Origin of the sequence: Streptomyces sp. (assembly GCF_036566765.1) — a bacterium.
Lineage (GTDB): Bacteria > Actinomycetota > Actinomycetes > Streptomycetales > Streptomycetaceae > Streptomyces.
The window spans coordinates 1-25,536 of record NZ_DATCVQ010000611.1 but is presented as its reverse complement, the minus strand read 5'-3'; the positions used below and the strand labels follow the sequence as shown (position 1 = coordinate 25,536).

Annotated in this window: 28 protein-coding genes, 1 pseudogene and 1 riboswitch; of the genes and pseudogenes, 9 read left to right on the top strand and 20 right to left on the bottom strand. The window is 72.9% G+C overall.

Going from position 1 to position 25,536, the window contains the following annotated elements:
* Positions 1–241 precede the first annotated feature (241 nt).
* Positions 242–1,222, top strand: a complete 981-nt coding sequence (locus VIU94_RS35520; protein WP_331918110.1) for a hypothetical protein — start codon at positions 242–244, stop codon at positions 1,220–1,222.
* A gap of 51 nt (positions 1,223–1,273) precedes the next feature.
* Positions 1,274–2,803, top strand: coding sequence for an amino acid permease (locus VIU94_RS35515; RefSeq protein WP_331918108.1), 1,530 nt, complete (start codon positions 1,274–1,276; stop codon positions 2,801–2,803).
* A 56-nt stretch (positions 2,804–2,859) separates the two neighbouring features.
* Here VIU94_RS35515 and VIU94_RS35510 read toward each other — a convergent pair whose 3' ends face one another.
* Positions 2,860–3,618, bottom strand: a complete 759-nt coding sequence (locus VIU94_RS35510; protein WP_331918106.1) for a GntR family transcriptional regulator — start codon at positions 3,616–3,618, stop codon at positions 2,860–2,862.
* Between the two features lie 216 nt (positions 3,619–3,834).
* Between VIU94_RS35510 and VIU94_RS35505 the strand changes: the two genes are divergently transcribed.
* Positions 3,835–5,175 (top strand): DUF2252 domain-containing protein, encoded by a 1,341-nt coding sequence (locus VIU94_RS35505; protein WP_331918104.1) that lies wholly within the window; start codon positions 3,835–3,837, stop codon positions 5,173–5,175.
* Between the two features lie 34 nt (positions 5,176–5,209).
* Here the strand turns inward: VIU94_RS35505 and VIU94_RS35500 are convergent, their stop codons facing one another.
* Positions 5,210–6,619, bottom strand: a complete 1,410-nt coding sequence (locus VIU94_RS35500) for an NAD(P)/FAD-dependent oxidoreductase (protein ID WP_331918102.1) — start codon at positions 6,617–6,619, stop codon at positions 5,210–5,212.
* A 540-nt stretch (positions 6,620–7,159) separates the two neighbouring features.
* Here VIU94_RS35500 and VIU94_RS35495 point away from each other — a divergent pair.
* Positions 7,160–7,342 carry a hypothetical protein gene (locus VIU94_RS35495; protein ID WP_331918100.1) on the top strand — a complete coding sequence of 61 codons (183 nt, stop codon included), beginning with the start codon at positions 7,160–7,162 and terminating at the stop codon, positions 7,340–7,342.
* Between the two features lie 25 nt (positions 7,343–7,367).
* Here VIU94_RS35495 and VIU94_RS35490 read toward each other — a convergent pair whose 3' ends face one another.
* The 10 genes from VIU94_RS35490 to VIU94_RS35445 form a co-directional block, all read right to left on the bottom strand.
* Entirely contained in the window at positions 7,368–7,901 is a 534-nt protein-coding gene (locus VIU94_RS35490; RefSeq protein ID WP_331918098.1) for a PadR family transcriptional regulator, read from the bottom strand.
* Positions 7,902–7,945: 44 nt separating this feature from the next.
* Entirely contained in the window at positions 7,946–9,979 is a 2,034-nt protein-coding gene (locus VIU94_RS35485; protein ID WP_331918096.1) for an oxidoreductase, read from the bottom strand.
* A 96-nt stretch (positions 9,980–10,075) separates the two neighbouring features.
* Positions 10,076–10,942 (bottom strand): energy-coupling factor ABC transporter ATP-binding protein, CbiO family, encoded by an 867-nt coding sequence (locus tag VIU94_RS35480; protein ID WP_331918124.1) that lies wholly within the window; start codon positions 10,940–10,942, stop codon positions 10,076–10,078.
* Between the two features lie 20 nt (positions 10,943–10,962).
* Positions 10,963–11,712 (bottom strand): cobalt ECF transporter T component CbiQ, encoded by a 750-nt coding sequence (gene cbiQ, locus VIU94_RS35475; protein ID WP_331918094.1) that lies wholly within the window; start codon positions 11,710–11,712, stop codon positions 10,963–10,965.
* Between the two features lie 6 nt (positions 11,713–11,718).
* Complete coding sequence (locus VIU94_RS35470) at positions 11,719–12,108, bottom strand: energy-coupling factor ABC transporter substrate-binding protein (RefSeq protein ID WP_331918092.1); 390 nt, start codon at positions 12,106–12,108, stop codon at positions 11,719–11,721.
* Positions 12,108–12,818 carry an energy-coupling factor ABC transporter permease gene (locus VIU94_RS35465; RefSeq protein WP_331918090.1) on the bottom strand — a complete coding sequence of 237 codons (711 nt, stop codon included), beginning with the start codon at positions 12,816–12,818 and terminating at the stop codon, positions 12,108–12,110. The genes VIU94_RS35470 and VIU94_RS35465 overlap by 1 nt, the downstream gene beginning before the upstream one ends.
* 29 nt (positions 12,819–12,847) lie before the next feature.
* Positions 12,848–13,043, bottom strand: a riboswitch (cobalamin riboswitch).
* A gap of 156 nt (positions 13,044–13,199) precedes the next feature.
* The gene (locus VIU94_RS35460) at positions 13,200–13,646 is read right to left on the bottom strand and encodes a PTS-dependent dihydroxyacetone kinase phosphotransferase subunit DhaM (RefSeq protein ID WP_331918088.1); all 447 of its coding nucleotides are present in this window, start codon (positions 13,644–13,646) and stop codon (positions 13,200–13,202) included.
* Complete coding sequence (gene dhaL, locus VIU94_RS35455; RefSeq protein WP_331918086.1) at positions 13,643–14,266, bottom strand: dihydroxyacetone kinase subunit DhaL; 624 nt, start codon at positions 14,264–14,266, stop codon at positions 13,643–13,645. The genes VIU94_RS35460 and dhaL overlap by 4 nt, the downstream gene beginning before the upstream one ends.
* A gap of 8 nt (positions 14,267–14,274) precedes the next feature.
* The gene (gene dhaK / locus VIU94_RS35450) at positions 14,275–15,267 is read right to left on the bottom strand and encodes a dihydroxyacetone kinase subunit DhaK (RefSeq protein ID WP_331918084.1); all 993 of its coding nucleotides are present in this window, start codon (positions 15,265–15,267) and stop codon (positions 14,275–14,277) included.
* A 147-nt stretch (positions 15,268–15,414) separates the two neighbouring features.
* Positions 15,415–16,200, bottom strand: coding sequence for a crotonase/enoyl-CoA hydratase family protein (locus VIU94_RS35445; RefSeq protein ID WP_331918082.1), 786 nt, complete (start codon positions 16,198–16,200; stop codon positions 15,415–15,417).
* Between the two features lie 146 nt (positions 16,201–16,346).
* Between VIU94_RS35445 and VIU94_RS35440 the strand changes: the two genes are divergently transcribed.
* Positions 16,347–16,799, top strand: coding sequence for a YbhB/YbcL family Raf kinase inhibitor-like protein (locus VIU94_RS35440; protein WP_331918080.1), 453 nt, complete (start codon positions 16,347–16,349; stop codon positions 16,797–16,799).
* Between the two features lie 5 nt (positions 16,800–16,804).
* Here the strand turns inward: VIU94_RS35440 and VIU94_RS35435 are convergent, their stop codons facing one another.
* From VIU94_RS35435 to rpmB, 7 genes are all read right to left on the bottom strand, one after another.
* Positions 16,805–17,914, bottom strand: coding sequence for a baeRF2 domain-containing protein (locus tag VIU94_RS35435; RefSeq protein ID WP_331918078.1), 1,110 nt, complete (start codon positions 17,912–17,914; stop codon positions 16,805–16,807).
* A gap of 104 nt (positions 17,915–18,018) precedes the next feature.
* On the bottom strand, positions 18,019–18,885 hold the full coding sequence (locus tag VIU94_RS35430; protein ID WP_331918076.1) for a S8 family peptidase: 867 nt from the start codon (positions 18,883–18,885) through the stop codon (positions 18,019–18,021).
* A 545-nt stretch (positions 18,886–19,430) separates the two neighbouring features.
* Positions 19,431–19,622 (bottom strand): hypothetical protein, encoded by a 192-nt coding sequence (locus VIU94_RS35425; protein ID WP_331918074.1) that lies wholly within the window; start codon positions 19,620–19,622, stop codon positions 19,431–19,433.
* A gap of 6 nt (positions 19,623–19,628) precedes the next feature.
* Positions 19,629–19,820 carry a hypothetical protein gene (locus VIU94_RS35420; protein WP_331918072.1) on the bottom strand — a complete coding sequence of 64 codons (192 nt, stop codon included), beginning with the start codon at positions 19,818–19,820 and terminating at the stop codon, positions 19,629–19,631.
* Positions 19,821–19,866: 46 nt separating this feature from the next.
* Entirely contained in the window at positions 19,867–20,850 is a 984-nt protein-coding gene (locus tag VIU94_RS35415; protein WP_331918070.1) for a cyanobactin maturation protease PatG family protein, read from the bottom strand.
* A gap of 463 nt (positions 20,851–21,313) precedes the next feature.
* On the bottom strand, positions 21,314–21,619 hold the full coding sequence (gene rpsN / locus VIU94_RS35410; protein WP_331918068.1) for a 30S ribosomal protein S14: 306 nt from the start codon (positions 21,617–21,619) through the stop codon (positions 21,314–21,316).
* On the bottom strand, positions 21,619–21,855 hold the full coding sequence (gene rpmB, locus VIU94_RS35405) for a 50S ribosomal protein L28 (RefSeq protein ID WP_331918066.1): 237 nt from the start codon (positions 21,853–21,855) through the stop codon (positions 21,619–21,621). The genes rpsN and rpmB overlap by 1 nt, the downstream gene beginning before the upstream one ends.
* Before the next feature lie 69 nt (positions 21,856–21,924).
* Between rpmB and rpmG the strand changes: the two genes are divergently transcribed.
* From rpmG to rpsR, 4 genes are read left to right on the top strand one after another with little or no spacing between them, the layout of a single operon-like run.
* The gene (rpmG, locus tag VIU94_RS35400; protein ID WP_331918064.1) at positions 21,925–22,089 is read left to right on the top strand and encodes a 50S ribosomal protein L33; all 165 of its coding nucleotides are present in this window, start codon (positions 21,925–21,927) and stop codon (positions 22,087–22,089) included.
* 35 nt (positions 22,090–22,124) lie between these two features.
* Positions 22,125–22,370: a type B 50S ribosomal protein L31 gene (locus tag VIU94_RS35395; protein WP_331918062.1), complete on the top strand. Its 246-nt coding sequence runs from the start codon at positions 22,125–22,127 to the stop codon at positions 22,368–22,370.
* The gene (locus tag VIU94_RS35390) at positions 22,370–23,524 is read left to right on the top strand and encodes a CobW family GTP-binding protein (RefSeq protein ID WP_331918060.1); all 1,155 of its coding nucleotides are present in this window, start codon (positions 22,370–22,372) and stop codon (positions 23,522–23,524) included. The genes VIU94_RS35395 and VIU94_RS35390 overlap by 1 nt, the downstream gene beginning before the upstream one ends.
* Positions 23,525–23,561: 37 nt before the next feature.
* Positions 23,562–23,798 carry a 30S ribosomal protein S18 gene (rpsR, locus tag VIU94_RS35385; protein WP_331918058.1) on the top strand — a complete coding sequence of 79 codons (237 nt, stop codon included), beginning with the start codon at positions 23,562–23,564 and terminating at the stop codon, positions 23,796–23,798.
* On the opposite strand, the pseudogene VIU94_RS35380 reads toward rpsR, so the two are convergent.
* A pseudogene (locus VIU94_RS35380) lies at positions 23,788–25,536 on the bottom strand (hypothetical protein); the annotation flags it as partial. The gene rpsR and the pseudogene VIU94_RS35380 sit on opposite strands and share 11 nt — an antisense overlap.

Here is a 25,536-nt window from a genome sequence, read left to right as displayed (position 1 = left end):
GTCAAGCGTTCCCCACGGTTCGTGGAAGACACCTGTATTTCTCTGCTGACAAGAAGTCAAAAAGCCTTCCTGGCCGAATAGTTACGCCCATCTCATCAAGTGGACGCGGATCGTCCAACGGCCTCTATAGTGATCGCCGACCAACGGCAGGACCGCTTGCCGGGGGCCCGACCACCCCCCTTCCCGCGTCCCCCCGAGGAACGATGACTCCGACCGCGATACCGCACGCACGTCCCGCCTGATGAGCGACGGCCACGGCTTCCGCCCGGTCTACCACCCGGCGGGCCACGACAACGACCTGCGCGTCGCGCTCCAGGACCTGCGTACCGGCCGCTGGCTGTCGATGGCCCGATTACTCGACGACACCTCCGGCTGGTCCTCATGGACCCAGCGCACGCAAGTGCTCGCCGCCGTCGCCGCCGGGTCCGACGTCGTCCGGGCGTGGCGCGCCGAGGAACCCCGCAGCGTCGCCGGGCTCGTCATGCACACCCGGGTCGCCGTCGAGCGGGCCGTACGCGCCCACCGCTCCGGCCACCCCCGCACCCCCGAACTCCGGCACGAGGCGCAGGCCGCCTGCCACACCGCCGCCGCCGTGGCGCCCGCCGACCCCGTCCCCTGGATCTGCCTGCTCGCCCTCGCCGTGCTCGACGCCACCCAGGAGCAGGAGGAGCACCGGCAGGCGCCCCCGGCCCCGATGCTCCCGCCCGGCCCCTGGGGCCTGCTGGCCGAGGCCGCCCGGCGCGATCCGCACAACCGCGAGGCGCACCACCGGATGCTGCAGTTCCTGTACGCCCGGCGCGGCACCGGACCGGTCTCCGAAGCCCTCAACTACGCGTACTGGGCGGCGGATTCGGCTCCGGTCAGCTCCGCGCTGCACGCCCTGCCGCTCTACCCGCGGGTGGAGCGCTACCGCCGCGAGCGCGGCCACGAGAAGGCCCTCGACCTGTACTGGGTCGCCGAGGACGCCACCCGGGACGCGGCCCGCGCCCTCGACTCCTGGTTCCTGTTCTGCGCCACCGACGAGGCCTCGCTGCTCGACCTCAACCACCTGGCCCACGCCCTGTGGGGCGCGCTCCGCTTCGACGACGCCGCCCGCGTCTTCGAGGCGCTCGGCCCGTACTACACGCCGCTGCCCTGGGCGCACCGGACCAAGGACCCCGACGACCCCGCTCCGGCCGAAGAGGTCTTCCGGTCCGCCCGCGCCCGCTGCCTCGGGTCGTGAGGCGCTCCCGTCCCCGTCCCCGTCAGCTCACCCACCCCCGGAGGTACCGGCATGTCCCGCACCGCCCCCGTTGCTCCACCGCGTGAAGCGGCGCCGCCCCAGGACGAGGAGGCACGGCTCAGAGAACTCGGCTACCAGCCGGTGCTCGCCCGCCGCATGGGCGGCTTCGGCAACTTCGCCATCAGCTTCTCCGTCATATCCGTCCTCTCCGGCTGCATGACCCTGTACGGCTTCGGCATGGGCGCCGGCGGCCCCGCGGTGATGATCTGGGGCTGGATAGGCGTCGGCGCGTTCGTGCTGTGCGTCGCCCTCGCCCTGGCCGAGGTCACCAGCGCGTACCCCACCTCCGGCGCGCTCTACTACATGGCCGACCGGCTCGGCGGCCGCCGCTGGGGCTGGTACACGGGCTGGCTCAACCTGCTCGGTCTGCTCGGTGCGATCGCCGGCATCGACTACGGCGCGGCCCTGTTCACCGGGGCCTTCCTCAAGCTCCAGTGGAACATCACGCCGACGCCCGGCACCACCTTCGTGATCTTCCTGGTCATCCTGCTGCTGCACGCCGTGCTGAACCTCTTCGGGGTCCGCCTGGTGAGCGTCCTGAACTCGATCAGCGTGTGGTGGCACCTGGCCGGCGTGGCCGTGATCGTCGGCGCGCTGGGACTCGTGCCGGACCGCCACCAGTCCCCGGGGTTCGTCTTCACCGAGTTCGTCAACGAGACCGGCTGGGCCAACCCGTTCTACGTCGCCGCGATCGGCCTGCTGCTCGCCCAGTACACCTTCTCCGGGTACGACGCCTCCGCGCATCTCTCCGAGGAGACCTCCAACGCCTCGGTCAGCGCCGCGAAGGGCATCGTCCGGGCCGTCTGGGCCTCCTGGCTCGCCGGTTTCCTGCTGCTCGCCGGGCTCACCTTCGCCATCCAGGACTACGCGGGGACCGCGGGCTCCGAGACCGGCGTCCCGCCCGCCCAGATCTTCCTCGACGCGCTCGGCGCCGACGGCGCGCTCGCGCTGCTGCTCGTCGTGATCGTCGCCCAGCTGTTCTGCGGCAACGCGGAGGTCGCCGCCGCCAGCCGGATGGTGTTCGCGTTCAGCCGGGACAATGCCCTTCCCGGCTCGGCGCTCTGGCGGAAGGTCAGCAGCCGGACGCAGACGCCGGTTCCGGCGGTGTGGCTGTCCGTCGTCGTGGCCGCGGTCCTCGCGCTGCCGTCGCTGTACTCGGCCACCGCGTACGGCGCGGTGACGGCCATCAACGTCATCGGGATCACGCCCGCGTACGCCATCCCGATCTACCTGCGGCTGCGCGCCGGGGACCGGTTCGTGCCGGGCCCGTGGAGCCTGGGGCGCTGGAGCAGGCCGATCGGCTGGATCGCGGTGGTGTGGGTGGCCGTCGTGACGGTGCTGTTCTGCCTGCCGCAGCGTTCGCCGGTGACGGTGGACTCGATGAACTATGCCGTCATCGCGCTCGCGGTGGTCCTGGTCCTCGCCAGCGTGTGGTGGTACGTCGCGCGCCGCTCCTACGGGACGCCCTCGGCGTACGGGAGCGCCCGCGAGCAGGCCGAGATCGCGGAGGGCATCGTCTGAGGGGCCGTGTCGGTGCGTCGGACCGCGCCGGTGGCGGCCGGCGTCGGTCCTTCGGCTCAGCCGTCGAACTCGTAGGTCAGCGCCGCCTCTTGGGCCACGAAGTCGATGTCCGTGATCTCCAGCGCGTTGCCGTGCTGGTCGTTCACCACCCGATGGACGACCAGCCGGGCCGGGCCTGTCGCCGTCCCCTCGCCGCCGGCGGACCGGCGGGTCACGCCGACGGACTCGCGGTGGGTCACCCGCAGTCCGGCCCGGTGCATCCAGTGGTAGAGCAGCCGCAGGTCGGGCTGGTGGCGGCTGGGGCCGACGCGCCGGTACCGGGCGAGCTCCGGCACAGTGACCAGCGCGTGGCGGGAGAACCGGGACTCGGCCCGCTGCACGGGCGAGCCGTCCGGGGCCAGCACCACCTGCCGGTGGACGAGGGTGGGCTCGCCCGGCAGGAGCGCGAGCGGGGCGGCGAGCGCGACCGGCGGAGGCTCCCAGGAGAGCGCGGCGCGCACCACCGTGCCGCTCGTCTGCGCGCCGCCGGGGAACGCCTGCCGGCGGGCCAGCAGTACGGGGACGCGGTCCGGGTGCTCCGCGTCGGCGGCGAAGGTGCCCCGCCGATCGGTGATCACCCGCCCTTCCTCGCGCAGCAACTGCAGGGCGCTGCGCACCGTCTGCCGGTTGACGGCGTGGCGTCGGGCGAGTTCGCGCTCCGACGGCAGCCGGGCGCCGGGGGCGATGCCGCCCCTGACGAGGTCGTGCCGCAGTGCGGCGGCGACCCGGAGGTACAGCGGCGTCGCCGCCGGCCGGTCGGATGCGGGGTCGGCCATGACGGGCCCTCTCTTCGCTCAGCGTGATCGTGCGGTCCGTGTGGGTGATCACGTTCTATCATTGGTCTAAACCACTAAGGAAGGCGGCCCTCGGACGTTGGCCGAAACGGTGCAGCCCGGTGCGCGCCGTCGCTCGGGATGCGGGCCCGCGCGAGCGGTCCTTAACTGTGTCCAGACGGTGCTGCCGGACGTGGTGCGAGAGGCGGGTGAGGCCGGATGACGACTCCGTCCGAGAGGGCCGCCCGAGGCAGGGCGGTCCGCAAGAGGGTTCCCCGGTCCGCGCACGGCCGCTGGATCCCCGCGTCCCAGCGCCCGGACCCCGTGACGGTCCTGGAGAAGGAGGGTGTGGACCGGCTTCCCGACCTCCTGCCCCTCCGCTACGGCCGGATGGCCGTCTCGCCCTTCGCCTTCCTGCGCGCCGCCGCCGCGGTCATGGCCGCCGACCTCGCCGCCCAGCGGCACACGGGGCTCACGGTCCAGCTCTGCGGGGACGCTCATCTGCTCAACTTCGGTGTCTACGCCTCACCCGAACGGGCCCTTCTGTTCGACGTCAACGACTTCGACGAGACCCACCCCGGCCCCTTCGAATGGGACGTCAAACGGCTCGCCGCCAGCGTCGCCGTCGCCGCGCTGCAGAACGGCGGCACCAAGGCCAAGGCCCACCGCGCCGCGCTCGTCGCCGCCACCGCGTACCGCGAGGCGATGCTGAGGCTCGCCGGGCTCGGCGAACTCGCCGTCTGGTACGAGCGGATCGACGCCCAGCAGCTCGCCGACTCCGTCCGCCGCAGCCAGCGCGCACGCGTGCGGGCCGGACTCGCCCAAGCCCGCCAGCGCACCAGCCTCCAGGCGCTGCGCAAGCTCACGGAACAGACAGAGGACGGCGGCCGACGGATCGTCGAGGACCTGCCGCTCCTCGAACGGGTCGGCGACCTCGACCGAACGATGCTCAGCAAGATTTTCAACGACTACCGCAGCTCGCTGTCGGAAGAGCGCCGCGTGCTCCTGGACCGGTACCGCTACGTGGACGCCGCCCGCAAGGTCGTCGGCGTGGGCAGCGTCGGCACCCGGTGCTTCGTCGTGCTCCTGGAGGGCCGGGACGCCGGCGACCCGCTGATGCTGCAGATCAAGGAGGCCGGCCGATCATGTCTGGAGGAGTACCTCGCGCCCAGCGCGTACACCCACCAGGGCCAGCGCGTGGTCGCCGGGCAGCGGCTCACCCAGGCGGCGAGCGACATCTTCCTCGGCTGGATGACCGGACCCGAGCGACGGCACTTCTACTGGCGGCAGTTGCGCGACATGAAGGGCTCGGCCGACGTCGACTCCATGCGGCCGTCCATGCTGCGCGACTACGCGGCGCTGTGCGGCCGCACCCTGGCCCGCGCCCACGCCCGGTCCGGCGACCGGATCGCGATCGCCGGATACCTGGGCGGCTCCGCCGTCTTCGACCGGGCCGTCGCGGACTTCGCCCTGCGGTACACGGCCCAGAACGCCGACGACTACGCGGCGCTCACCGCCGCGATCGCGGCGGGCGTGATCGCGGCGGCGCCGGGCGTCTGAGGGGCGGGGCGTTCGAGACGTCCCGGCCGAGGGGTTACGCCCCCAGAGCCCCCGGGGCCTCCCGGCGCATCGGCGGCTCGGTCGGCGCGTCGTGCACCGGGCCGAGCACGGCGCGGACCACCTCCGGCGCGAAGAGCGCGGTGATCGGCGTGGTGAGGGTCAGCACCGAGCGGAACGCGTCGCCCACGACGGGGTCGCTCATGTACCGCTCCAGCACGCGGTCCAGGTACCAGGACGCCGGCTTGTCGGTCCGCCGGCCCTGCAGCACGTTGCCCGTCGCGCCCGGCATCTGCCGGTCGGCCCCCAAGCAGATGTCCCAGGCGAGCTTCGACGCCCCGAAGAGCGCCCGCTGCACCCGGCGCGTCGAGGGGGTGCGCTTGGGATCGGCGAGCGCCTCGCGCAGCGCGACGGCGCTCAGCGCGGCGGTGGACATGCCCTGCCCGTAGATCGGGTTGAAGGCGCACAGCGCGTCGCCGGTGGCGAGGAACCCGGCCGGACGGCGGCCCGGACGGTCGTACCGGCGCCGGACGTTGGCGGTGCCGCGGAAGCCGAAGACCGGCGAGTCGGGCTCGGCGCGGGCCAGCCAATCCGCGACGACCGGATGCGGCAGCCGCTTGGCGAACTGCTCGAACCCCGTCTCGTCGGTGGGCGGTTCGTCACCGCGCAGGCCGGAGAGGGTCACGATGTGGCGTCCGCCGCCGATGGGCAGGACCACGGCTGCGCCGGCCTGCTCCGGGCTGGGCATGATGTAGCAGCCGAGGGCGTCCGTGCGCTTCGGGTCGGGCTCGGCCCGGTAGACGCGGGTGGCGTACGCGAGCCCCGTGTCGAGGCTCTCCTCGTGCGGGGCCTCCGCGCCGATCGCGGCCAGCCAGTCGGGGGCCTTCGAGCCGCGGCCGGAGGCGTCCACGACCAGGTCGGCCTCCAGCGGACGGGGCTCCTTGTCCGCGCCCGCGCCGCGCTCGCGCAGCAGGACGCCGCGCACCCGCGAGGAGTCGCCGAGCAGCCGCACGACCTCGGCGCCCTCGACGGTCTCGATGCGCGGGTCGGCCAGCACACGGCGGCGCACCAGCCAGTCCAGTTGCGGACGCGCGCCGGTGAACAGGTGCGTGGTGGAAGGAGTGCGCCGGAACCAGCGCCCGTTCTGCCACTGCACGACGTCCCCCGGCATGCCCACCTTGGGCGCGCCCAGCTCGGCCAGCTCGTCCATGAACCCCGGCAGCAACTCGTCGAGCGCGCGCTGCCCGCCCTCGAGCAGCACATGGAGATGCCGCCCCTGCGGGACGCCGGGCCGAGCCTCGGGCCCCTCCGGGAACCGGTCCCGCTCCACGACCGTCACCCGCTCCGCATGCTCGGCGAGCACCCGCGCGGCCAGCAGCCCCGCGAGGCTCCCGCCGATCACCACCGCATGACGTGTCCGACGTCCGTTCCCCAACTGGTCGGCCATGTCCGCCCTTTCACCTGTGTTGCCCTGGTCGGTCTACGACTGACCAGTATCCACCGCCGGTTGGGGGGACGTCGCGTGCGCCGAGCCGCAGGCGCCCGATGTGATCCACGGCCTCGTCGAGGGCGCGGGAGCCGGCCGGGGGCCTCTGTCCGCCCACGCCCGCACGACGGGAGGCCTCTCGTTCGGCCTAGCTTCCCGCGCTGCGCGCTCCCACCGCTCGTAGCGTCGTAACGACAGCCTCACCAAGCGCCGGGAGACACGATGAACTGCCGCACTGCACTGGCCGGCATAGCTCTGGCCTGCGCGTCCATTGTCCCGTCGGCCGGGATCGCGCAGGCGCAGGACCTCGACTGCCGGGACTTCTCCTCTCGGGAAGAAGCGCAGGCGGAGTTCGACAGGAACGCGAATGACCCGCACCGCCTCGACGAGGATCGGGGCCCCGATGACGGTCTCGCCTGTGAGTGGCTTCCGAGTAGCAGCGCGGCCACTGTCGCGCCCCTGGACCCCACCCCGGCGCCCCTTGACCCCACCCCGGCGCCCTTGACCCCCACCCCGGCGCCCCTGACCCCCACGGTGATGCCGTCGGGCGGAGCCCAGGGCGGCATCGGCGGCGCGTACGGCCCCACGGACTTCGAAACCGGGCTCGGGCTCGGTCTCGCCGTCGCATCCGTGCTGGCCGCCGGCGGCTACGGGCTGCGTCGCAAGATCCGGTCGCGTACCTGACGGATAGTCAGTGCTGCAGTTCGCGTCAGCGCTGCAGTTCGCTCAGCGCGTGCGTCAGCCACTCCACCCAGAAGCGCTCCAGGTCGATCCCGCCTCGCAGCACCAGATGGCGCAGCCGGTCCGGTTCGGCGGCGCGGCGTTCCTGCGGGAAGTCGCGGCGTTCGATCTCCAGGTACTCGTCCAACTGCTGTCGGTGCAGGGCGAGATGGCGCTCCAGTTCGTCCCGCAGGCCGGCGCCGCCGACCACCGCCGCCGCGCGCATCCGCAGCAGCAGCGAGGACCGCAGCGGCTTGGGGTCCTCGGTCCGGCCCACCCACTCCGACAGCTCCGCGCGGCCCGCGGGCAGGACCTCGTACTCCTTCTTCTGCCCGCGGGTCGGCGTCTCGGAGGGCAGGGCACGGATGTGCCCCGCCTGCTCCAGCTTGCCCAGCTCGCGATAGATCTGCTGGTGCGTGGCCGACCAGAAGTAGCCGATCGACTTGTCGAAGCGGCGCGTCAGTTCGAGACCTGAGGACGGCTTCTCGAGCAGCGCCGTGAGGATCGCGTGCGGGAGGGACATGCACGCATCCTAGAATCCGCCGGCCGGACCGGTCGGCGGCCGGGTCACAGCGTGGCCGCCAGCCGCGTCCCCTGGTCGATGGCCCGCTTGGCGTCCAGCTCGGCGGCGACGTCCGCGCCGCCGATCAGGTGCGCGGTCCGGCCGGCGGCGACCAGCTCGTCGTACAGGCCGCGGCGCGGCTCCTGGCCGGTGCAGAGCACGACCGTGTCGACGGGCAGCACGGTCGTCGTGCCGTCCACCGTCACGTGCAGGCCCTCGTCGTCGATCCGCTCGTACGCCGCGCCGGCGACCATCGTCACGCCGCGGTGCTTCAGCTCGGTGCGGTGGATCCAGCCGGTGGTCTTGCCGAGGCCCGCGCCGACCTTGCTGGTCTTGCGCTGGAGCAGGTGCACCTGGCGCGGCGGCTTCGGCCGCTCCGGGGTGCGCAGCCCGCCCCGCGTCTCGTACGAGGTGTCCACGCCCCACTGGCGGAAGTACGTCTCGGGGTCCTGGCTCGCGCCCTCGCCGCCGTCCGTCAGGAACTCGGCCACGTCGAAGCCGATGCCGCCCGCGCCGAGGATCGCGACCCGCTCGCCGACAGGCGCGCCGTCGCGCAGCACGTCCAGGTAGCCGACGACGCTGGGGTGGTCGACGCCCTCGATCTCCGGGGTGCGCGGGGTGACGCCGGTGGCGACGACGACCTCGTCGTACTCGGCGAGCAGCTCGCCCGTGGCGGTGGTGTTCAGCCGGACCTCGACGCCCTTGGCCTCCAGCTGGACCCGGAAGTACCGCAGCGTCTCGTCGAACTCCTCCTTGCCCGGCACCCGCTTGGCGACGTTCAGCTGGCCGCCGATCTCGCCCGCCCGGTCGAACAGGGTGACCGCGTGGCCGCGGTCGGCCGCGGCGACGGCGCAGGACAGGCCGGCCGGACCGGCGCCGACGACGGCGATCCGCTTGACCCGCCGGGTGGGGGAGAGGACCAGCTCCGTCTCGTGGCAGGCGCGCGGGTTCACCAGGCAGGAGGTGATCTTCAGGCTGAAGGTGTGGTCCAGGCAGGCCTGGTTGCAGCCGATGCAGGTGTTGATCGTCTCGGCGCGGTCCGCGGCCGCCTTGGCGACGAAGTCGGGGTCGGCGAGGAACGGGCGGGCCATCGACACGATGTCGGCCCGGCCCTCGGCGAGGATCTGCTCGGCGACCTCGGGGGTGTTGATGCGGTTGCTGGTGACCAGCGGCACGGAGACCGCGCCCATCAGCTTCTTCGTGACCCAGGTGTACGCGCCGCGCGGCACGGAGGTCGCGATGGTCGGGATCCGGGCCTCGTGCCAGCCGATGCCCGTGTTGATGATCGTCGCGCCGGCCGCCTCGATCTCCTTGGCGAGGGAGACGACCTCCTCCAGGGTGGAGCCGCCCGGCACCAGGTCCAGCATCGAGAGGCGGTAGATGACGATGAAGTCCTCGCCGACCCGCTCGCGGATCCGGCGGACGATCTCCAGCGGGAACCGGACCCGGTTCTCGTACGAGCCGCCCCACCGGTCGGTGCGCTGGTTGGTGGCGGCCGCGATGAACTCGTTGATCAGGTAGCCCTCGGAGCCCATCACCTCGACGCCGTCGTACCCGGCCGCGCGGGCCAGCTCGGCGCAGCGGGCGTAGTCGTCGACGGTCTGCTCGACCTCGGCCTCGCTGAGCTCGTTCGGCACGAAGGGGCTGATCGGGGCCTTGAGCGGGCTGGGCGCGACCAGGCCCTCGTGGTACGCGTACCGGCCGAAGTGCAGGATCTGCATCGCGATCCGGCCGCCGGCCTCGTGCACCGCGTCGGTGATCAGCCGGTGCTCGGCGACCTCCTCGTCGCTGGTGAGCTTGGCCCCGCCGTCCCACGGCCGCCCGGCCTCGTTGGGCGCGATGCCGCCGGTCACGATGAGGCCGACGCCGCCGCGGGCGCGCTCCGCGTAGAAGGCGGCCATCCGCTCGAAGCCGTTCTCGGTCTCTTCGAGGCCGACGTGCATCGATCCCATGAGCACCCGGTTGGGCAGGGTCGTGAACCCGAGGTCGAGCGGGCTCAGCAGATGCGGGTACGGGCTCTGGGTGGGGGTCGCGGTCATGCGGGCGCCTCCTCGCGCGGGATCATCACCCTCAGTTCTAAGGGACCCCGGGCCGCTTGTGCAACTAGTTGCAGAAGGTTCGCGACGTGACGTGTACTACTCGGTAACCGAGGCCTCCTCGGTGAGCCAGGCGTCCAGCTCCTCCGCGGTGCGCGGCCCGGGGACGCCGTCCGCGAGCAGCCCGCGCCCGCGCAGCAGCCGGGTGACGGCCATGCCCCAGGGCCGGCGCAGGCGGGCCGCGTCCAGCAGGGCGTCGTCGGCGAGCAGCTCCTCGATCGGGCCCGTCCGCAGCCCCGCGGGGGAGAGCACCGCCGCGTCGTCCGCCCAGCGCAGCGCGAGGTCCACGTCGTGGGTCGCCATCACCACCGTCGTGCCCGCGTCCCGCAGCCGGCCCAGGACCTCCAGGAGCCGCTCCTGCCCGTGCGGGTCGAGACCGGCCGTCGGCTCGTCCATGATCAGCACGCGCGGGCGCATCGCCACGGCGCCCGCGATCGCGGCCCGCTTGCGCTGCCCGTACGAGAGCAGATGCGTCGGCCGGTCCTCCAGCGCGACGATGTCCAGCGCCTCCAGGGCCTCGCGGACCCGGAGCCGTACCTCGTCCTCCGGCAGCCCCAGGTTCAGCGGCCCGAACGACACGTCCTGCCCGACCGACGCGGCGAACAGCTGGTCGTCCGGGTCCTGCACCACCAGCTGCACCGTCGTCCGCAGCCGGGTCAGCCCCTTGCGGTCGTACGAGACGTCCTCGCCGGCCAGCCGCAGCGCGCCGCTGCCGCAGCGCAGCCCACCGCTCAGCAGCCGCAGCAGCGTCGTCTTGCCGCTGCCGTTGCGGCCGAGCAGCGCCATCGCCCGGCCCTCGGGCACGGCGAGGTCGATCCCGTCGAGAACGGCCGGCCCGTCCTCGTACGCGAACCCCGCCCGCAGGAGCTCGACGACCGGCGGCGGAGGGGGCACGGCGGTAGCCATGTCAGGCGTCACGGCAGCGGTCACGGCAGGGACCTTTCGAGTACGAGAGTGAGGGCGACCAGACCCGTCAGCAGGGCCGCCGTCGCCGCGAGGAACCGGCGCGAGACCGCGGCCGGCGGCACCAGGACCCGCAGCGTGCCGTCGTAACCGCGCCCGGCGAGCCCGGTCTGCAGCCGCTGCGCCCGGTCGAAGGCGCGGACGAACGCCGTCGCGCCCAGACCTGCCAGCGAACGCCAGGTCGCCGCCCGGGTGGTCAGGCCGAGCCGGGCCGCCTGCGCCTGCCGGATGCGGGAGACCGCGTCCAGGAGCAGGAAGCTGATCCGGTACATCACGAGCGCCACGTCCACGACCGGGGCGGGCACGCCCGCCCGCACCAGCCGGGGCAGCACGTCCGAGACCGGCGTGGTGAACGCGAACAGCAGCACGCCCAGGGAGGCCGCCGAGGTGCGAAGCAGCAGTTCGCCCGCGTGCACCGGGCCGTCCGGGGCCGGTGCCACGAACCCGCCGGGCCCGCCCACCTGGAACAGCAGCGGCACCGCGCCCGTCACGCAGAACCCCAGCGGGATCCGGAACGCCCGCCACAACTGACGCACCGGCACCCCGGCCGGCCCGAGCAGCACGGCCAGCGTCGCGGCCGCGACCAGGACCGCGCCGGGCCATGGGGGCAGCGAGACCGCGCACAGCGTCAGCCCGAAGCCGAGCACGGCCTTCTCGCAGGGATGACGGCGGCGCCAGCGACTGCTGTGCGCCGCCGCGTCGATCGGCAGCACGGGGGGTCAGGCCTCGGAAGAGGCGCCGGAGGGAGCCGTCGCGGCTTCCGGAGAGGAGTCCTCAGGGGACGGGTCCTCCGTACGGGCGGCCAGGGCGCGGGCCTCGCCCTGCCTGCGGCCCTTGCGGAGCCCGAAGTAGTACGCGAGCACGCCCGCGCCCAGCGCCGCCTGGAGCGAGAACAGCGCGGACTCGATCTCGCCCGACGGCGGCTCGTACAGCGGGCTGAACCAGGGCTTGTAGTCCGGTTCGAGCTCGGTGATCGCGGCCTCGGCCTCGCCGTCCGCGCCGGTGAACGGCTCCTTCTTGTGGTCGCCGAGACCGAGCACCAGCGGCAGCACGGCGAGCGCCGCGACCGCGAGCAGCAGGAGCGTGTTGATCTTCGCGTTACGGCTCATCATCGGACCGTTGCCCCCGTCGTCGTACCGTCCTTGGCCGCCGCGCCGCCCTGGAGCAGCACCCCGAGCCGCGTCAGCTCCCCCTTGCTGGACTGGATGAGCAGCCGCATCACCAGCACGGTCAGCAGCCCCTCGCTGACCGCCAGCGGGATCTGCGTGACGGCGAAGATGGCGCCGAACTTCGCGAGCGCCCCGAGGAATCCGGTGCTCGGGTCGGGGAAGGCCAGCGCCAGCTGGACGCTGGTGACGCAGTACGTCGTGAGGTCGGCGAAGAACGCGCCGAAGAACACGCTCACCATCAGTGGCACATCGAACCGCCGCAGCAGCCGGTAGACCCCGTACCCCGCCCAGGGGCCGACGATCGCCATCGAGAAGGCGTTCGCGCCGAGGGTGGTGAGTCCGCCGTGGGCCAGCAGCAGCGCCTGGAACAGCAGCGTGATCGTGCCCAGTACCGCCATGATGGGCGGTCGGAAGAGGATCGCGCCGAGCCCGGTCCCGGTGGGGTGCGAACAACTGCCTGTCACGGACGGCAGCTTCAGCGCGGACAGCACGAACGTGAAGGCCCCGGACGCGCCGAGCAGCAGGGTGGACTCGGGGTGTTCCTTGACCTCGCGCGTCAGGGCGCGGACGCCGTGGACGACGAAGGGAGCCGACGCCACGCCCCAGGCCGCTGCGTGCAAGGGGGGCAGATACCCCTCGGCTATATGCATGGTTGGGAGACCCTCTCCAGCACCTCGTGGATGGACAACGCACCTTGGCCGGTCTCCTGGCTGACGGTCATGACGCCCGGACTCCGCCTTCCCACATCGCAGCGGTCTCCCGCGGCGATCCAGTGGCTTCCCGCAAGGGGATGGAGCCGGACCTCCCGATCACAGTGGCGAGGGCCGCACCGGTACTGCACCGGTTTCCCGTACACCAAGGCCCTGCGACATTAGTGCGTTGACCAGGTGCATCACAACATGGCCGGGTTTCGGCGGGGGTGGGAGGGGATGCGCGCGGGGGCGGGTCTCGCTGGGCCGGGGGCGTGTGCGGGGGCGCGGCCCGTGCCGCCCGGGCGCGTACGAGGCATGGCCCGGGCGGCGGGGCCGGGCTCACTCCTTGCGGTAGCCGTACGCCTCCGAGGCCGCCGCGGTCACCGCGTCCAGGTCCCCGCCGGCGCTCGCCGTGACGAGCGCGGCGACGGCGCCCTCCAGGAACGGGGCGTCCACGAGCCGGGCCCCGTCCGGGAGTTCGTCGCCCTCCGCGAGCAGCGCCTTTACCGTCAACACGGCGCTGCCGAGGTCGACGAGGAGAGCCACCCCGGCACCCCCGTCGACCGCCTTCGCCGCATCGGCGATCAGCTCGGAGCTGGTGCCGAGCTCGCCGTCCGGCGTGCCGCCGGCGGGGGCGACCGGCGCGAGCCTCCCGCCGCCGGCAAGCCCCCGTGCCAGCTCGGCGACGGCCGAGGCGACCGCCGCGCTGTGCGACACGAGCACGATGCCGACCTGGCCGGGGGCGGGGCGCTCCACTGACTGGTCCGCTGTCTGCCGCTCCGTCACCCGGCCACCTCCGCCAGCGCGCCGATCAACAGGGCGGACGAGGTCGCCCCCGGATCCTGGTGGCCGATGCTGCGCTCGCCCAGATAGCTGGCCCGGCCCTTGCGGGCCTGGAGGGGCACGGTCGCGAGCGCGCCCTGGGCGGCCGCGTCGCGGGCCGCCGCGAAGGACTCGGCGAGCGCGTCGACGGCCGGCAGCAGCGCGTCCAGCATCGTCTTGTCACCGGCCTGCGCCCCGCCGAGCTGCGCGACGGCTGCGACCCCGGCCCCGAGCGCCTGGGCGAGCCGCTGCCGGCTCACCTTGGGCTCGTCGCCGAGGTCCTTCCCGGTACGGCGCAGCAGTGTCCCGTACAGCGGCCCGGACGCGCCGCCCACGGTGGAGATCAACTGCCGCCCGGCCAGCGCCAGGACCGCGCCGGGCGTGGCCGGCTCCTCCTTCTCCAGTACGGCCGTCACGGCGGCGAAACCGCGCTGCATGTTCGCGCCGTGGTCGGCGTCGCCGATCGCCGAGTCCAACTCGGTGAGCCGGCCGGCCTCGCGGTCCACGGCGGCCGCCGCGGCGGTGAGCCAGCGTCGGAAGAACTCGGCGTCGAGATCGGCGTCGAACTCGGTCACGTCAGGCACTCTCCTTCTCAGCGGCCCCAGCGCAGTGCGGGCGTCTCCACCGGTGCGTCCCACAGCCGCAGCAGCTCGTCGTCGAGCCGACACAGCGTCACCGAGCAGCCTGCCATGTCGAGCGAGGTCACGTAGTTCCCGACCAGAGTGCGGGCGACCGGTACGCCGCGTTCCGCAAGGACCCGCTGGACCTCGGCGTTGAACCCGTACAGCTCCAGGAGCGGGGTGGCGCCCATGCCGTTGACGAGCGCGAGGACCGGCCCGTCGGGCCGCAGGTCGTCCAGTACGGCCTGGACGGCGACGTCCGCGATCTCCCCGGACGTCATCATCGGGCGCCGCTCGCGGCCCGGCTCGCCGTGGATGCCGATCCCCAACTCCAGCTCGCCCGGCGGCAGATCGAAGGTGGGACTGCCCTTCGCCGGCGTCGTGACGGCGCTCAGCGCCACGCCGAAGCTGCGCGAGCTCGCGTTGACCTGACGGGCGATCGCCTCCACCCGCTCCAGCGGCTGGCCCTCCTCCGCGGCCGCGCCGGCGATCTTCTCCACGAACAGCGTCGCGCCGGTGCCGCGCCGCCCCGCCGTGTACAGGCTGTCCGTCACGGCGACGTCGTCGTCGACGAGCACCTTGGCGACCTGGATGCCCTCGTCCTCCGCGAGCTCGGCGGCCATCTCGAAGTTCAGCACGTCGCCGGTGTAGTTCTTGACGACGAACAGCACCCCGGACCCGCTGTCCACCGCGGCGGCGGCCCGCACCATCTGGTCGGGCACCGGCGACGTGAACACCTCCCCGGGGCACGCCGCCGCCAGCATCCCCGGCCCCACGAACCCGCCGTGCATGGGTTCGTGCCCGGACCCGCCGCCCGACACCAGCGCGACCTTCCCCTCCACCGGCGCGTCCCGCCGCATCACCACCCGGTTCTCGACATCGACCGCGAGCTCCGGATGCGCGGCGGCCATCCCCCGCAGGGCATCGGCGACCACGGTCTCGGGGACGTTGATGAGCATCCTCATGGGTAACTCCTGTGGACGTAGGCCTTTTGTCGGCAGTATCGACGTTGCCGACGCGAAGGTCACGCGCTCAGGGGTCGTGGTGCCACCACCAGGCGATCGTGGGGATCGGCAGTGGTGGGCGGCACATCCCCCGCCGGTCGAGGCGGGTCAGTCGGTGAAGGAACCGTGCCGTCCCGCCCCGGACGTGAAGCGCGTGGCGCCCGACAGGGTCTCGCCGGCAGACAGCGGCACCATGCCGTGCCGCAGCTCGGCCGCCAGCGCCTCGGACTCGGACAGCCCGTGCTGCTCCCGTACGGACAGCCGGTCGTGGCGCAGGCACTGCTGCGGGAACGCGGCGATCTCCCGGGCGAGTTCCTCCGCCGCGGCCCGCGCCCGGCCCGGCGGTACGAGGCGGTTGGCGAGCCCGATCGCGTACGCCTCGGCGGCCGGGACCGGGCGGCCGGTCAGGATGAGGTCCATGGCGCGGCTCTCGCCGATCAGCCGCGGCAGCCGGACCGTGCCGCCGTCGATGAGCGGCACACCCCACCGCCGGCAGAACACTCCCAGGACCGCGTCCTCCTCGACCACCCGCAGATCGCACCACAGGGCCAGTTCGAGGCCGCCCGCCACGGCGTGGCCGGCGACGGCCGCGATGACCGGCTTGGTCAGGCTCAGCCGGGTCGGTCCCATCGGGCCGTCGCCGTCGGGCGCCACGCGGTTCCCGTGCTCGGTGCCGATCGCCTTGAGGTCGGCGCCCGCGCAGAACGTGCCGCCGTCGCCCCACAGCACCGCGACCGAGGCCTCCTCGTCCGCCTCGAACGCCCGGAACGCGTCGGCCAGTTGCCTGGCCGTCGGCCCGTCCACGGCGTTGCGGGCGGCGGGCCGTGACAACACCACGGTCGTCACGGGCCCGTCGCGTTCGACACGGACGGCGGGGGCTGGTGAATCGGTCATGGCGGCATTCTCACGTGGCCGCAGTCCGACGACCAGACCGCCGATCACTCGCCACACCCACGACCGGCAGCCGGGTGGGCTCGGCCGAACGAGGGTTTCGGCGTGCTGAGCGGTGCTGCCGCCGCCGTTTCGGGAAGGCGGCGCGCATGAGCGGAATTGAACTCAGCAGCACCGCGTTCGACGACAAAACGGTGGTCCCCCGTCGCTACAGCGGGGAGGGCGAGAACATCTCACCGCCCCTGACCTGGTCGGGCGTGCCCCACGAGGCCACGGAGCTCGTGCTCCTGTGCGAGGACCCGGACGCGCCGGGGACTACTTTCCTGCACTGGTTGGTGACCGGCATCGATCCGGGGACCACCGGGGTGGTGGAGGGCCAGAAGCCCCAGGGCGGCCTGCCGTGGCCCAACGGCTTCGGGCGTGTGGGCTGGGGAGGACCGATGCCCCCACCGGGACACGGCCGGCACCGCTATTTCTTCCGCCTGTACGCCCTGTCCGAGCCGCTGCCGCTCCACGGCCACCCCGGCGCCGAGGACGTGCACCGTGCCCTGAAGGGCAGGGAACTGGCCTCCGGCACCCTGGTCGGGACCTATCAGCGCTGAGGGCGTCACGGCTGCTCGTAGCCGGGGGTCCCCGGGTCGGCGTACCGCAGCAGGGCGCCCACACCCTCGTACAGCCCCAGCTCGCTCTCCGGCACGACGACCAGCTCGGCACCGGTGCCGACGAGGGCCCGTACGAGGGCCTCGTCGGCGGGTTCCTCGCGCGGGGCACGCACACCGAAGGACGTCAACTCGACCTCGGTCAGGGCGAGTTGGGTGGGCTGGGGGCCGACCCAGAGCCGCAGCGAGGACCCGGGCGGCCGGTTCAGCAGCAGCGCCGCGACCTGGCCGCGCTGGAGGGCGGCGACGGTGGCGGCCAGCCCCTCCGCCATCGGCCCGTCCAGAGCGCGCCGGCCGATGAAGATCTCCACCAGTTCCCGGTCGTGCGCGGCCATCCGGCCGCGGAACACGCCGTCGAGCTGAGGCTCCAACAGAGCGCGTCCGGTGTCGGTGGGGGTCCGGCCGCCCACGCGTACGACCTTGTCCCGCAGGGCGTGCGGCAGGCGGCGGATCAGTACGTTGCATGCCCACTCGTCCCCGCCCACGACGACGGCGTCGGCATGGGCGCGCCGCGCCAGCTCGTCCAGCCGGTGGCCGAGCCGGAGGGCGGCGTGGTGCCAGGTCGCCACCGCGACCCTGCGGTGCAGCCGCTCACCCGGGGTGACGGTGGACGTGGGCCAGGCGCCGGTCTCCGCCTCGACGATCACCCAGCCGTGCGTCTCGGCCGTCGGAAGGCCGCCGTAGTGCACGACCACGGCCAGGTAGGGGATCTCCGGAACGTGCTGGCTGACGAGGGGCATCGCGTCCGGCAGCGTGCTGTAGCGCGCGGAGTCGTGCTCGGGCGGCCTGGGCAGCTCCCCGTCAAGGACGAGCGTGCCGTGGGCGGCGAAGACGGCCTGCCCGTGCACCCCCGGCACCTCCGCGTCGGCGCCGACCGCATCCTCCAGTGCGTTCAGCAGCGCCCGGTCCGCGCCCTGACGGGTCAGGCTCTCGCGCAACCGCTGCCAGCGCAGCGCGATCGCCCGCTCGGGATGCTCGACGTCTCTGGAGGTGTCCAGGTACACGGAGACGTACGGGCCCGGCTCCGCGTAGAGGGGCTCAAGGAAGGACAACCGCATCGCCACTCCTCGTCGACGGTCTCCCCACCTTCGATGATGCGCCTCCGGGACGCGTCTTCGGGATGCGCCTCCGGGATGCGCCTCCGGGAGGGCGATGGAGTCCGCTAGGCGGCGGGAGCCGGGTTCCGGAGTGCCGTGTACGACGCCCAGGCGTCCAGCAGCGGCGGGGTCACCGAATGCCGGCGGCCGGGTCCGTGGGTGACCGCGTACCGCACGGCCGCCGGGGTGGCCTGCGGGAAGGCGGAGCGGAGGAGGGCGACCGTACCCGTGACGAAGGGCGCGGCTGCGCTCGTACCGCTCAGAGTGAGGGGGCGGCCGTCCAGTCCCAGCCCCGCGATGCGGTCGCCGGGGGCGCCGACTCCGTGTCGGCCGATGGACATGCCCCGGTTGGACTGAGGCATGGGGCGCCCGGCGCGGTCGTAGGCGATCACCGGGATGACCCACGGGTGGTCGGTGAGCACTGCGGAGCCCAGCCTGCCCTGGTTCCCGGCGGCGACCACGACGATCACGCCCCGGTCGGCGGCGCGGTCGAGGGCCCTCTCCAGCGCGTGGTCGCGGACACCCGAGGGCGCGGGCTGGGCCATGCTGAGGTTCAGGACATGGGCGCCCGCGTCGACGGTCTCCGTGATCGCCTCGGCCAGCTCTCCCGTCCGTACGCCCGAGAGGCAGGTCGCGGGACCGCCGTCGATCGGATGGTCCGCGAAGAGCGGCCGGGACAGCAGCGTGCAGCCGGGGCAGACGCCGTCGCCCCCGGCGATGATCCCGGCGACGGCGGTGCCGTGCGCGCAGCAGACGTCGACGCCGCGGCAGGCTCCCGTACCGGCGCTCGGACGCAGCTCCCGGACCGGGTGGCCCGCGAAGGCGGGGTGGTCCACGGCGACGCGGCCGTCGATCAGGGCGACCACGACCGAGGACCGGCCGGAGGTGCGCGCCATGAGCGGCGTCAGGCCGACCAGGTCCAACGGGTCCATGGGCACCCCTCTCCTCCACGCCCGACGGGGTGCGGCGGGAGGGTCATGGCGTACCACTCCACCAGGCGGGGTCCCGGCATCGGTCCGCCAGGCAAGAGGCGTAGCACTCGTCGAAGCTGTCGAGTCCTTCGCAGCGCAGGCGGCAGTCCGGGCCCTCGACTCGCTCGCAGGTGATCTCCTGGGGGTGGAGGAGGTCACCGGGTGTGTCGAGAAGGGCGTGCTGCGTGAAACCGGGCAAGGTCATGTCCGCTCCCGGTGGGGGGAGCAGGCCCGGTCGATGCAGTCGCGGACGCAACGGGGGTTCCAGGAGTGCTCGCAGACGATCTCGCAACGCGGCCCCTGCTCCTCCTCGCAGGTGAAGTGCTGAGGGACGACTCGGTCGCCGGCTGTGGCTCCGGGTACGGGAGTCGGGTAGCTCGTGGTGAATCCTGGCAGGCTCATATCGGGTCACCGGGCCAGTCGTGGTCACGTGCGTCGCCGAGGGGATCGGCGACGCACCTCGGGTAGCGGGTTCTCCTTCGGCAGAGGCGGCCATGAGCGCACGGTCACCAGCATGTCGCCATGCAGGAGTCGTAGCACTCGTACCACTCGTCCGAGTGGTGGGCGTGGTCGGAGTCGCAGGCGGCGCGGCACTCCCTCGCGCAGTACGACTCGAGCTGTGGGAAGAGCCGGTCGCCCGCCGCCTCCGGGGCCGGGCGGTCGCACTCGAATTCGCGCGCGAAACCGGGGATGCGCATCTGACGTCACCCCTTCCGGTACGAGCAGGCCTTCACCACGCACCGTCGCACGCACGCACGGTAGTTGTGGGCGCCCTTGCACCGGTGGCGGCAGACCGGGGCCAGTTCCTCTTCGCAGGTGAAGCACTGGGGGTGGAGCAGATCACCGGTGTGCACGCCGCGTGCCGACGGCTCGACGGTGAATCCGGGGATACGCATGTCCGTTCGCCTCCTTCTCCCTCTTCTGTCGCGTCTCTCTCGTCGGTCAGCGGCTGTAGTACTCCTGGAACGGCGTCACCGGGAAGGGGAAGAGCCCGGCGAGGCCGACGCGGGCGAAGTACTTCTCGACGACATTCGTCTGGCGGTGGGTGTAGGAGAAGACGACCGTGATGACGCTCTGCGATGCGGTGCTGAGCCGGGAGGGTCCGGTTTCCACCCCGGAGAGGATGTAGCCCTCGTCGCGCATCGCGTTGGTCTTCTGGTAGATCTCCTGGGACCTCACCGTCAGGTAGTTGAGGGCCCGGTCGACCGGGTCTGTGCCCGCGTTGTCGCTGAGCTGAAGCAAGCGGTCGAGCAGGGCTCCGGCGCCCTTCTCGAACTCCTTGCGGGGGGTGTTGTCGGGGAGCTTGATCGCCCGGATCAGCTCCCTGCTGTCGAAGGCCCAGGCCTTCACGACGCGGACGACGGGGAGGGAGAGCCCCTGGCAGGCGCCCGGGGGCGCGATCGGGCCGAGGTAGCCGACGATCACGGCGAGGTCGCGCTTGTCCTTCACCGGGCGCAGGGCCTCCACGAGCTGATCCAGTTCGGTGGGGTCGTCGGGTTCCAGGAGATACGTGTCGACGCCCTGGACGGAGAGGACGAAGCACATCTGCCGGGTGATGTAGCGGTTCTCCGGGGCGGAGAGCACGCGGTACATCGCGTCGGCGTCGGTGTCGTCGATCGCGTCCTCTGCCCCCGCCACCTGGAAGAACTCATGCCGGACGGAGACGTCGGGGAAGACGGCGTGGACGCGGCCCAGCACGTACACGTAGCCGGCGGCGGTGTCGCCGTTGCCTCCTCCGCCGTCGTCGGAGGAGGAGGCCGCGGCACAGCCGCAGGCGGCCTGGGTGACGGTCGGCTCGGCGGCGCCCGCGGGGCGGGGACCGTCGGGTGCGAGGGCGGGGGCGGCGGGAGCGGGAGGCGGCGGCCGTACCTCGGCCTCGGACGGTGGGCTCGTGGCGGTGACGGTGTCAGTGATCTCCGGGTCCATCGGTCACTCCTCACGCACACTCTGTCGGGCCGTCAGGCCGAGGCCGCGGCGGGTGTCTCCTGGCACCGCGTCGTTCGGGTGTCCTGCGTCGCGGCGCCTCAGAGGTCCCGTCCGCCGCCGATCGTCATCCACCGGTTCAGCGCCTCGGCTCTGCGGGCACAGCCACCGCAGGGCCGGATCCCCGCCGCCGTGGTCACCCGGGCGACGGCGTCGCCCAGTCCGATCTCCGCACCCTCACGCGCGAAGCCGGGGATGCGGACCTGATGGCGGGACCTGTCGTGCCGGCGCGTGTCACGGGACTCACGTGCCGCCCGCTCCCGAGCCGGACTCCGGTTGCTTGTTGCACCGTCAACCATCCTGCTCACATCCCCGTATTGGGCCACTCGGCGGACACCGCCGGCGCGCTCCCGCCCTGCTCCATTTTCCTCCCGGGGCGCTCCGGCCGCATGTCACCCGGAGGGGATCACCAGGAGGACTTCGTCACGCCGGGAAGGAAGCCGGCGTGCGCCTGCTGCCTGGCGCGGACCCGGGAGAGTCCGAACTTGCGCAGGTAGCCGCGGGGTCGGCCGTCGACGCCGTCGCGGTTGCGGACCCGGGTGGCGCTGGCGTCGCGCGGCTGCCGGCGCAGTTCCTCCAGCGCGGCGCGGCGCTCGTCCGCGGTGGACGAGGGGCGGCGGATGACCTCCTTCAGTTCGGCCCGCCGGGCGGCGTACCGCTCGACGATCGCCTTGCGCTTCTCGTTCTGCGCGATCTTGCTCTTCTTCGCCATCAGACCTTCCCTCCTCGTGCCCGGATGCGGGCCACGGCCGCCTCGATGCCGATCGTGTCCACCGTCTTGATCGCCTTGGCGCTCAGGGTCAGGCGGACGTTGCGTCCCTCGCTGGGCAGCCAGTAGCGCTTGTGCTGGATGTTCGGGTCGAAGCGGCGCGAGGTGCGCCGGTGGGAGTGGGAGATCGTGTTGCCGAATCCCGGCTTCGCGCCGGTCAGTTGGCAGTGGGCGGACATGGGTGTTACCTGCCTCTCTCTTTGGCCATCACGTGTTGGTAATGAAAACCATTCCCATATACTAACCTCATGGCACGCAACGAACTCCGCCCGATCATCAAGCTGCGCTCCACCGCGGGCACCGGCTTCACCTACGTCACCCGCAAGAACCGGCGCAACGACCCCGACCGGCTGGTGCTGCGCAAGTACGACCCCGTCGCCCGCCGACACGTCGACTTCCGCGAAGAGCGCTGACCCGCACCCCCTCCCCGACCCTCAAGGACATCGCCATGAAGCCCGGCATCCACCCCGCCTACGGCCCCGTCGTCTTCCGCGACTCCGCCTCCGGCACCGCGTTCCTCACCCGCTCCACCATGACCAGCCAGAAGACGATCGAGTGGGAGGACGGCCACACCTACCCGGTCGTCGACGTGGAGATCTCCTCCGCGAGCCACCCCTTCTACACCGGCACCGCCCGCGTCATGGACACCGCCGGCCGCGTCGAACGCTTCGAGCGCCGCTACGGAGCCCGCTGATGGACCACCTGCACCAGCTTCCCGTCGTGATCGTCGCCGGGATGCACGCGGACGCCCGCAAGGAGGTGGTCGAACGCCTCCTGCGGACCGTGCCGGGGAGCGCGGCGCTCCACCACGACCTGGCCGGAGCGCGGGACGGCACCGTGCTCCGCATCGTCCGCGACGCCTCCGGCACCGTCTCCCGCGGCGAGACACCCCTGGTCAACGACTGTGCGTGCTGCGCACTGCGCGAGGACCTCGTCCCGGAACTGGAACGCATGGCGGACAGCGGCCTGACCCGGCTCGCCGTGGTCGAGCTGTGGGACTCCGTCGAACCCAAGGCCATGGCGGAGGTCATCGCCGCGCACGATGGGGACCGCATGGTCCTGACGAGCGTGATCACCGCCGTGGATCCCGCACTGGTTTTGCCCTGCCTCGCCAACGGCGACGACCTCGCCGAAGCCGGCCTCGCCGCCGCCCCCACCGACCAGCGCACCGTCGGCGACACCTGGGCCCGCCAGCTGGAGTACGCGCCGGTCCTGGCCGTCGTCGACAGCGACGAGGCCGACGACGAGGACCACGCCCTGCTCACCCAACTGCACCCCACAGCGCGGCGCGTTCCGGCCGGTTCCGTCGAACTCGCCCGGGCCGCCTTCGCCGGCTTCGACGTCGAGGCCGCCGCTGCGGCGCAGCACCCCGCGTGCGCGCTGCTGCCGCACGACGCGGACGACGCCGGCGTCACCACACTCGTGTGGCACCGCCGGCGCCCGTTCCACCCCGAACGCCTCTACCAGGCGCTGGAGGACCTGTGCTGCGCGGCCGCGCGCAGCCGCGGCCGGTTCTGGCTGGCAGACCGCCCCGACACCCTGCTCGCCTGGGACGCCGCGGGCGGCGCGTTGTGCGTGGAGAGCGCCGGCCCCTGGCTCGCCTCCCTGCCCGACGCCGCCTGGGAGATGGTGCCACCGGTGCGCCGGGCCGCCGCGGCCCTGGACTGGCACCCCGAGCACGGCGACTGCTGCCAGCACCTCGTCTTCACGTCGCCGGGCCTGGACCGCGACGGACTGGAACGACTCCTCGAATCCTGCCTCCTCACGGACGAGGAGTACGCGGCCGGGCGGGACGGCTGGAAGCACCTTCCCGCCGCCTTCGACTCCCTCCTCGACTCCGTCGCCTGACCCGCCCCTCGACCAAGCCCGACCAAGGAGAACTCTCATGGCACGCCGCCAGGATGCCCGCAAGCCCGCGAAGCCCCGCCCCAACCCGCTGGACGCGGCGGGGATCACGTACATCGACTACAAGGACACCGACCTGCTGCGGAAGTTCGTCTCCGACCGCGGCAAGATCCGCAGCCGCCGCGTCACCCGGGTCACCGCCCAGCAGCAGCGACAGCTCGCCGCCGCCGTCAAGAACGCCCGAGAGATGGCGCTGCTGCCGTACGTCAGCCGGTGAGATCCTTCGAGCCCTGAGGCGGGAAGCCCGCGAGGTCGCCCTCCTCGGCGGCGACGGCGTGGCCGAGCAGGTGGAGCGGACCCGCTTCGATGCCGACCGCTTCCATGACCCGCCAATGCTCCAGCGCGAGCCGGGCGTCCACCAGGCCGTGGACCAGGGGGAGTTCCGGGTGCGCGGCGTGGAGCAGGGACTCCAGTCGGCACGAGGCGATCGTGCCGGGAAGCCACGACTGCGCCGCGTACCCCGCCGCCGCGACCGGCGGCAGCCCCGAAGCCGTCCGGCGCTCCACCGACCCGACGGACAGCAGACCGCCGCCGACGATCAGAACGTCGCGCCGCTCCCGCATCCGGGCCAGCGCCTTCGTGGTGTCGAAGCAGTGCGGGAACGAGTCGTCGACGACGATCGCCCCGGGTCGGAGCCGCGACACGTCGAGCACCGCGCCGCCCCCGCTGACGGCGGTGACGAGGAGATCGGCCTCGTAGACGACGGCCGGCAGCGTCGCCGGACCGGACTCGTGGACCTCCACGTTCCGGACCAGGCCGCGAGCGACCAGGTCCTCCGCCAGTTTCCGCAGCCGTGGCGCGCTGCCCGCGACGTCGCACAGGAGCAGCCGGGCGGGCGGCTCGGGCGCGAGGGTCAGGAGCAGTTCGAGGGACGAGCTGCCGATGGAGCCCAGGCCGGCCACGGCCACGACCAGCTCGCCGAGTTCACGGCCGGTCCGGGCGAGCGCGGCGTGGACGGTCTTGACCACGGACACCGCGGTCGCCGCGTGCCCCGTCGTGAGGGCCGTCGCCGTCCGCGTGTCTGTGTCCGTCTCGCGCAGGACCCCGAAGCCGTACGCGGTCAGGGACGGGATCACGCCCGCGAGCGAGACGCTGCGCGCGCCCAGCGACGACGCGTACTCGATGGCTCGGGCCGTTCGGTCGGCGAGGTCGCGCGTCGATGCGAGCTCGTCGGCGAACAGGGGAAGGCAGACGAATCCGGAGCGACCGAGGGATGTGCTGATCTCCTCCACGAGTCGCGCGTCGCCGTCGGGGAAGAGCATCTGGCGGAGCTGTTCACGCGTCGCCGCGTCGGCGGCCCTTCCGCCGAGCGCGGCCAACTGACCGGGCGAGGGGAGGTATCCGACGAGCGCGGAGTCCAGGACGTCGACGGCGGGTGACGGGTCTTGCGGCACCGGCTTCGGTCCGTACGCGCCTTCGGCCATGCCGGTCCTCAAGGCGCCGGCGAACGCGGCGAAGGCCGACTCGTCGGGGAAGGCGGCGGTGGACGCGCGCAGCGTCACCCGCAGTTCTCCTTCACCGACCGGCCGCACCGCCAGGAACGTGTCCGTCCCGACGGGCGGCGGTGTGAGGACGGCGTCGCCGTCGTCCCAGCTCACGCTCAGCATGTCGCCGCTCATCGGGCCGAGGGCCGAGAAGTCCAGGAAGGTGAAGAAGAACTGGGCCGTCGGCGGCAGCCCGCCGTCCCTCGGGGGCGTGTGAACCCCGTGCGTACGGGCCGCCTCGACCTCGTCCACCACCGCACGCAGGTCCTCGGTGAACGTGCGGCGACCCGCCTGCCCCTCACCGGGCAGCGGGCCCGGCCGCACCGGTACGGCAGCGGCGTACGGGCCGAACACCCGGTGGGCGTCGGGCTGTGCGTCGTCGCGGCCGGAGACGGCAAGGCCGAGGATCAGATCCTCCTGCCCGGTCGCGCCGGCCAGTGTCCGGTAGTACGCGGTGAGGACCGGGGCGAA

Coding starts and splice junctions, on each gene's coding strand:
- VIU94_RS35520 (WP_331918110.1), top strand. CDS start 242: ATGAGCGACGGCCACGGCTTCCGCCCGGTCTACCACCCGGCGGGCCAC.
- VIU94_RS35515 (WP_331918108.1), top strand. CDS start 1,274: ATGTCCCGCACCGCCCCCGTTGCTCCACCGCGTGAAGCGGCGCCGCCC.
- VIU94_RS35510 (WP_331918106.1), bottom strand. CDS start 3,618: ATGGCCGACCCCGCATCCGACCGGCCGGCGGCGACGCCGCTGTACCTC.
- VIU94_RS35505 (WP_331918104.1), top strand. CDS start 3,835: ATGACGACTCCGTCCGAGAGGGCCGCCCGAGGCAGGGCGGTCCGCAAG.
- VIU94_RS35500 (WP_331918102.1), bottom strand. CDS start 6,619: ATGGCCGACCAGTTGGGGAACGGACGTCGGACACGTCATGCGGTGGTG.
- VIU94_RS35490 (WP_331918098.1), bottom strand. CDS start 7,901: ATGTCCCTCCCGCACGCGATCCTCACGGCGCTGCTCGAGAAGCCGTCC.
- VIU94_RS35485 (WP_331918096.1), bottom strand. CDS start 9,979: ATGACCGCGACCCCCACCCAGAGCCCGTACCCGCATCTGCTGAGCCCG.
- VIU94_RS35480 (WP_331918124.1), bottom strand. CDS start 10,942: ATGGCTACCGCCGTGCCCCCTCCGCCGCCGGTCGTCGAGCTCCTGCGG.
- VIU94_RS35470 (WP_331918092.1), bottom strand. CDS start 12,108: ATGAGCCGTAACGCGAAGATCAACACGCTCCTGCTGCTCGCGGTCGCG.
- VIU94_RS35465 (WP_331918090.1), bottom strand. CDS start 12,818: ATGCATATAGCCGAGGGGTATCTGCCCCCCTTGCACGCAGCGGCCTGG.
- dhaK (WP_331918084.1), bottom strand. CDS start 15,267: ATGAGGATGCTCATCAACGTCCCCGAGACCGTGGTCGCCGATGCCCTG.
- VIU94_RS35445 (WP_331918082.1), bottom strand. CDS start 16,200: ATGACCGATTCACCAGCCCCCGCCGTCCGTGTCGAACGCGACGGGCCC.
- VIU94_RS35440 (WP_331918080.1), top strand. CDS start 16,347: ATGAGCGGAATTGAACTCAGCAGCACCGCGTTCGACGACAAAACGGTG.
- VIU94_RS35435 (WP_331918078.1), bottom strand. CDS start 17,914: ATGCGGTTGTCCTTCCTTGAGCCCCTCTACGCGGAGCCGGGCCCGTAC.
- VIU94_RS35430 (WP_331918076.1), bottom strand. CDS start 18,885: ATGGACCCGTTGGACCTGGTCGGCCTGACGCCGCTCATGGCGCGCACC.
- VIU94_RS35425 (WP_331918074.1), bottom strand. CDS start 19,622: ATGCGCATCCCCGGTTTCGCGCGCGAATTCGAGTGCGACCGCCCGGCC.
- VIU94_RS35420 (WP_331918072.1), bottom strand. CDS start 19,820: ATGCGTATCCCCGGATTCACCGTCGAGCCGTCGGCACGCGGCGTGCAC.
- VIU94_RS35415 (WP_331918070.1), bottom strand. CDS start 20,850: ATGGACCCGGAGATCACTGACACCGTCACCGCCACGAGCCCACCGTCC.
- rpsN (WP_331918068.1), bottom strand. CDS start 21,619: ATGGCGAAGAAGAGCAAGATCGCGCAGAACGAGAAGCGCAAGGCGATC.
- rpmB (WP_331918066.1), bottom strand. CDS start 21,855: ATGTCCGCCCACTGCCAACTGACCGGCGCGAAGCCGGGATTCGGCAAC.
- rpmG (WP_331918064.1), top strand. CDS start 21,925: ATGGCACGCAACGAACTCCGCCCGATCATCAAGCTGCGCTCCACCGCG.
- VIU94_RS35395 (WP_331918062.1), top strand. CDS start 22,125: ATGAAGCCCGGCATCCACCCCGCCTACGGCCCCGTCGTCTTCCGCGAC.
- VIU94_RS35390 (WP_331918060.1), top strand. CDS start 22,370: ATGGACCACCTGCACCAGCTTCCCGTCGTGATCGTCGCCGGGATGCAC.
- rpsR (WP_331918058.1), top strand. CDS start 23,562: ATGGCACGCCGCCAGGATGCCCGCAAGCCCGCGAAGCCCCGCCCCAAC.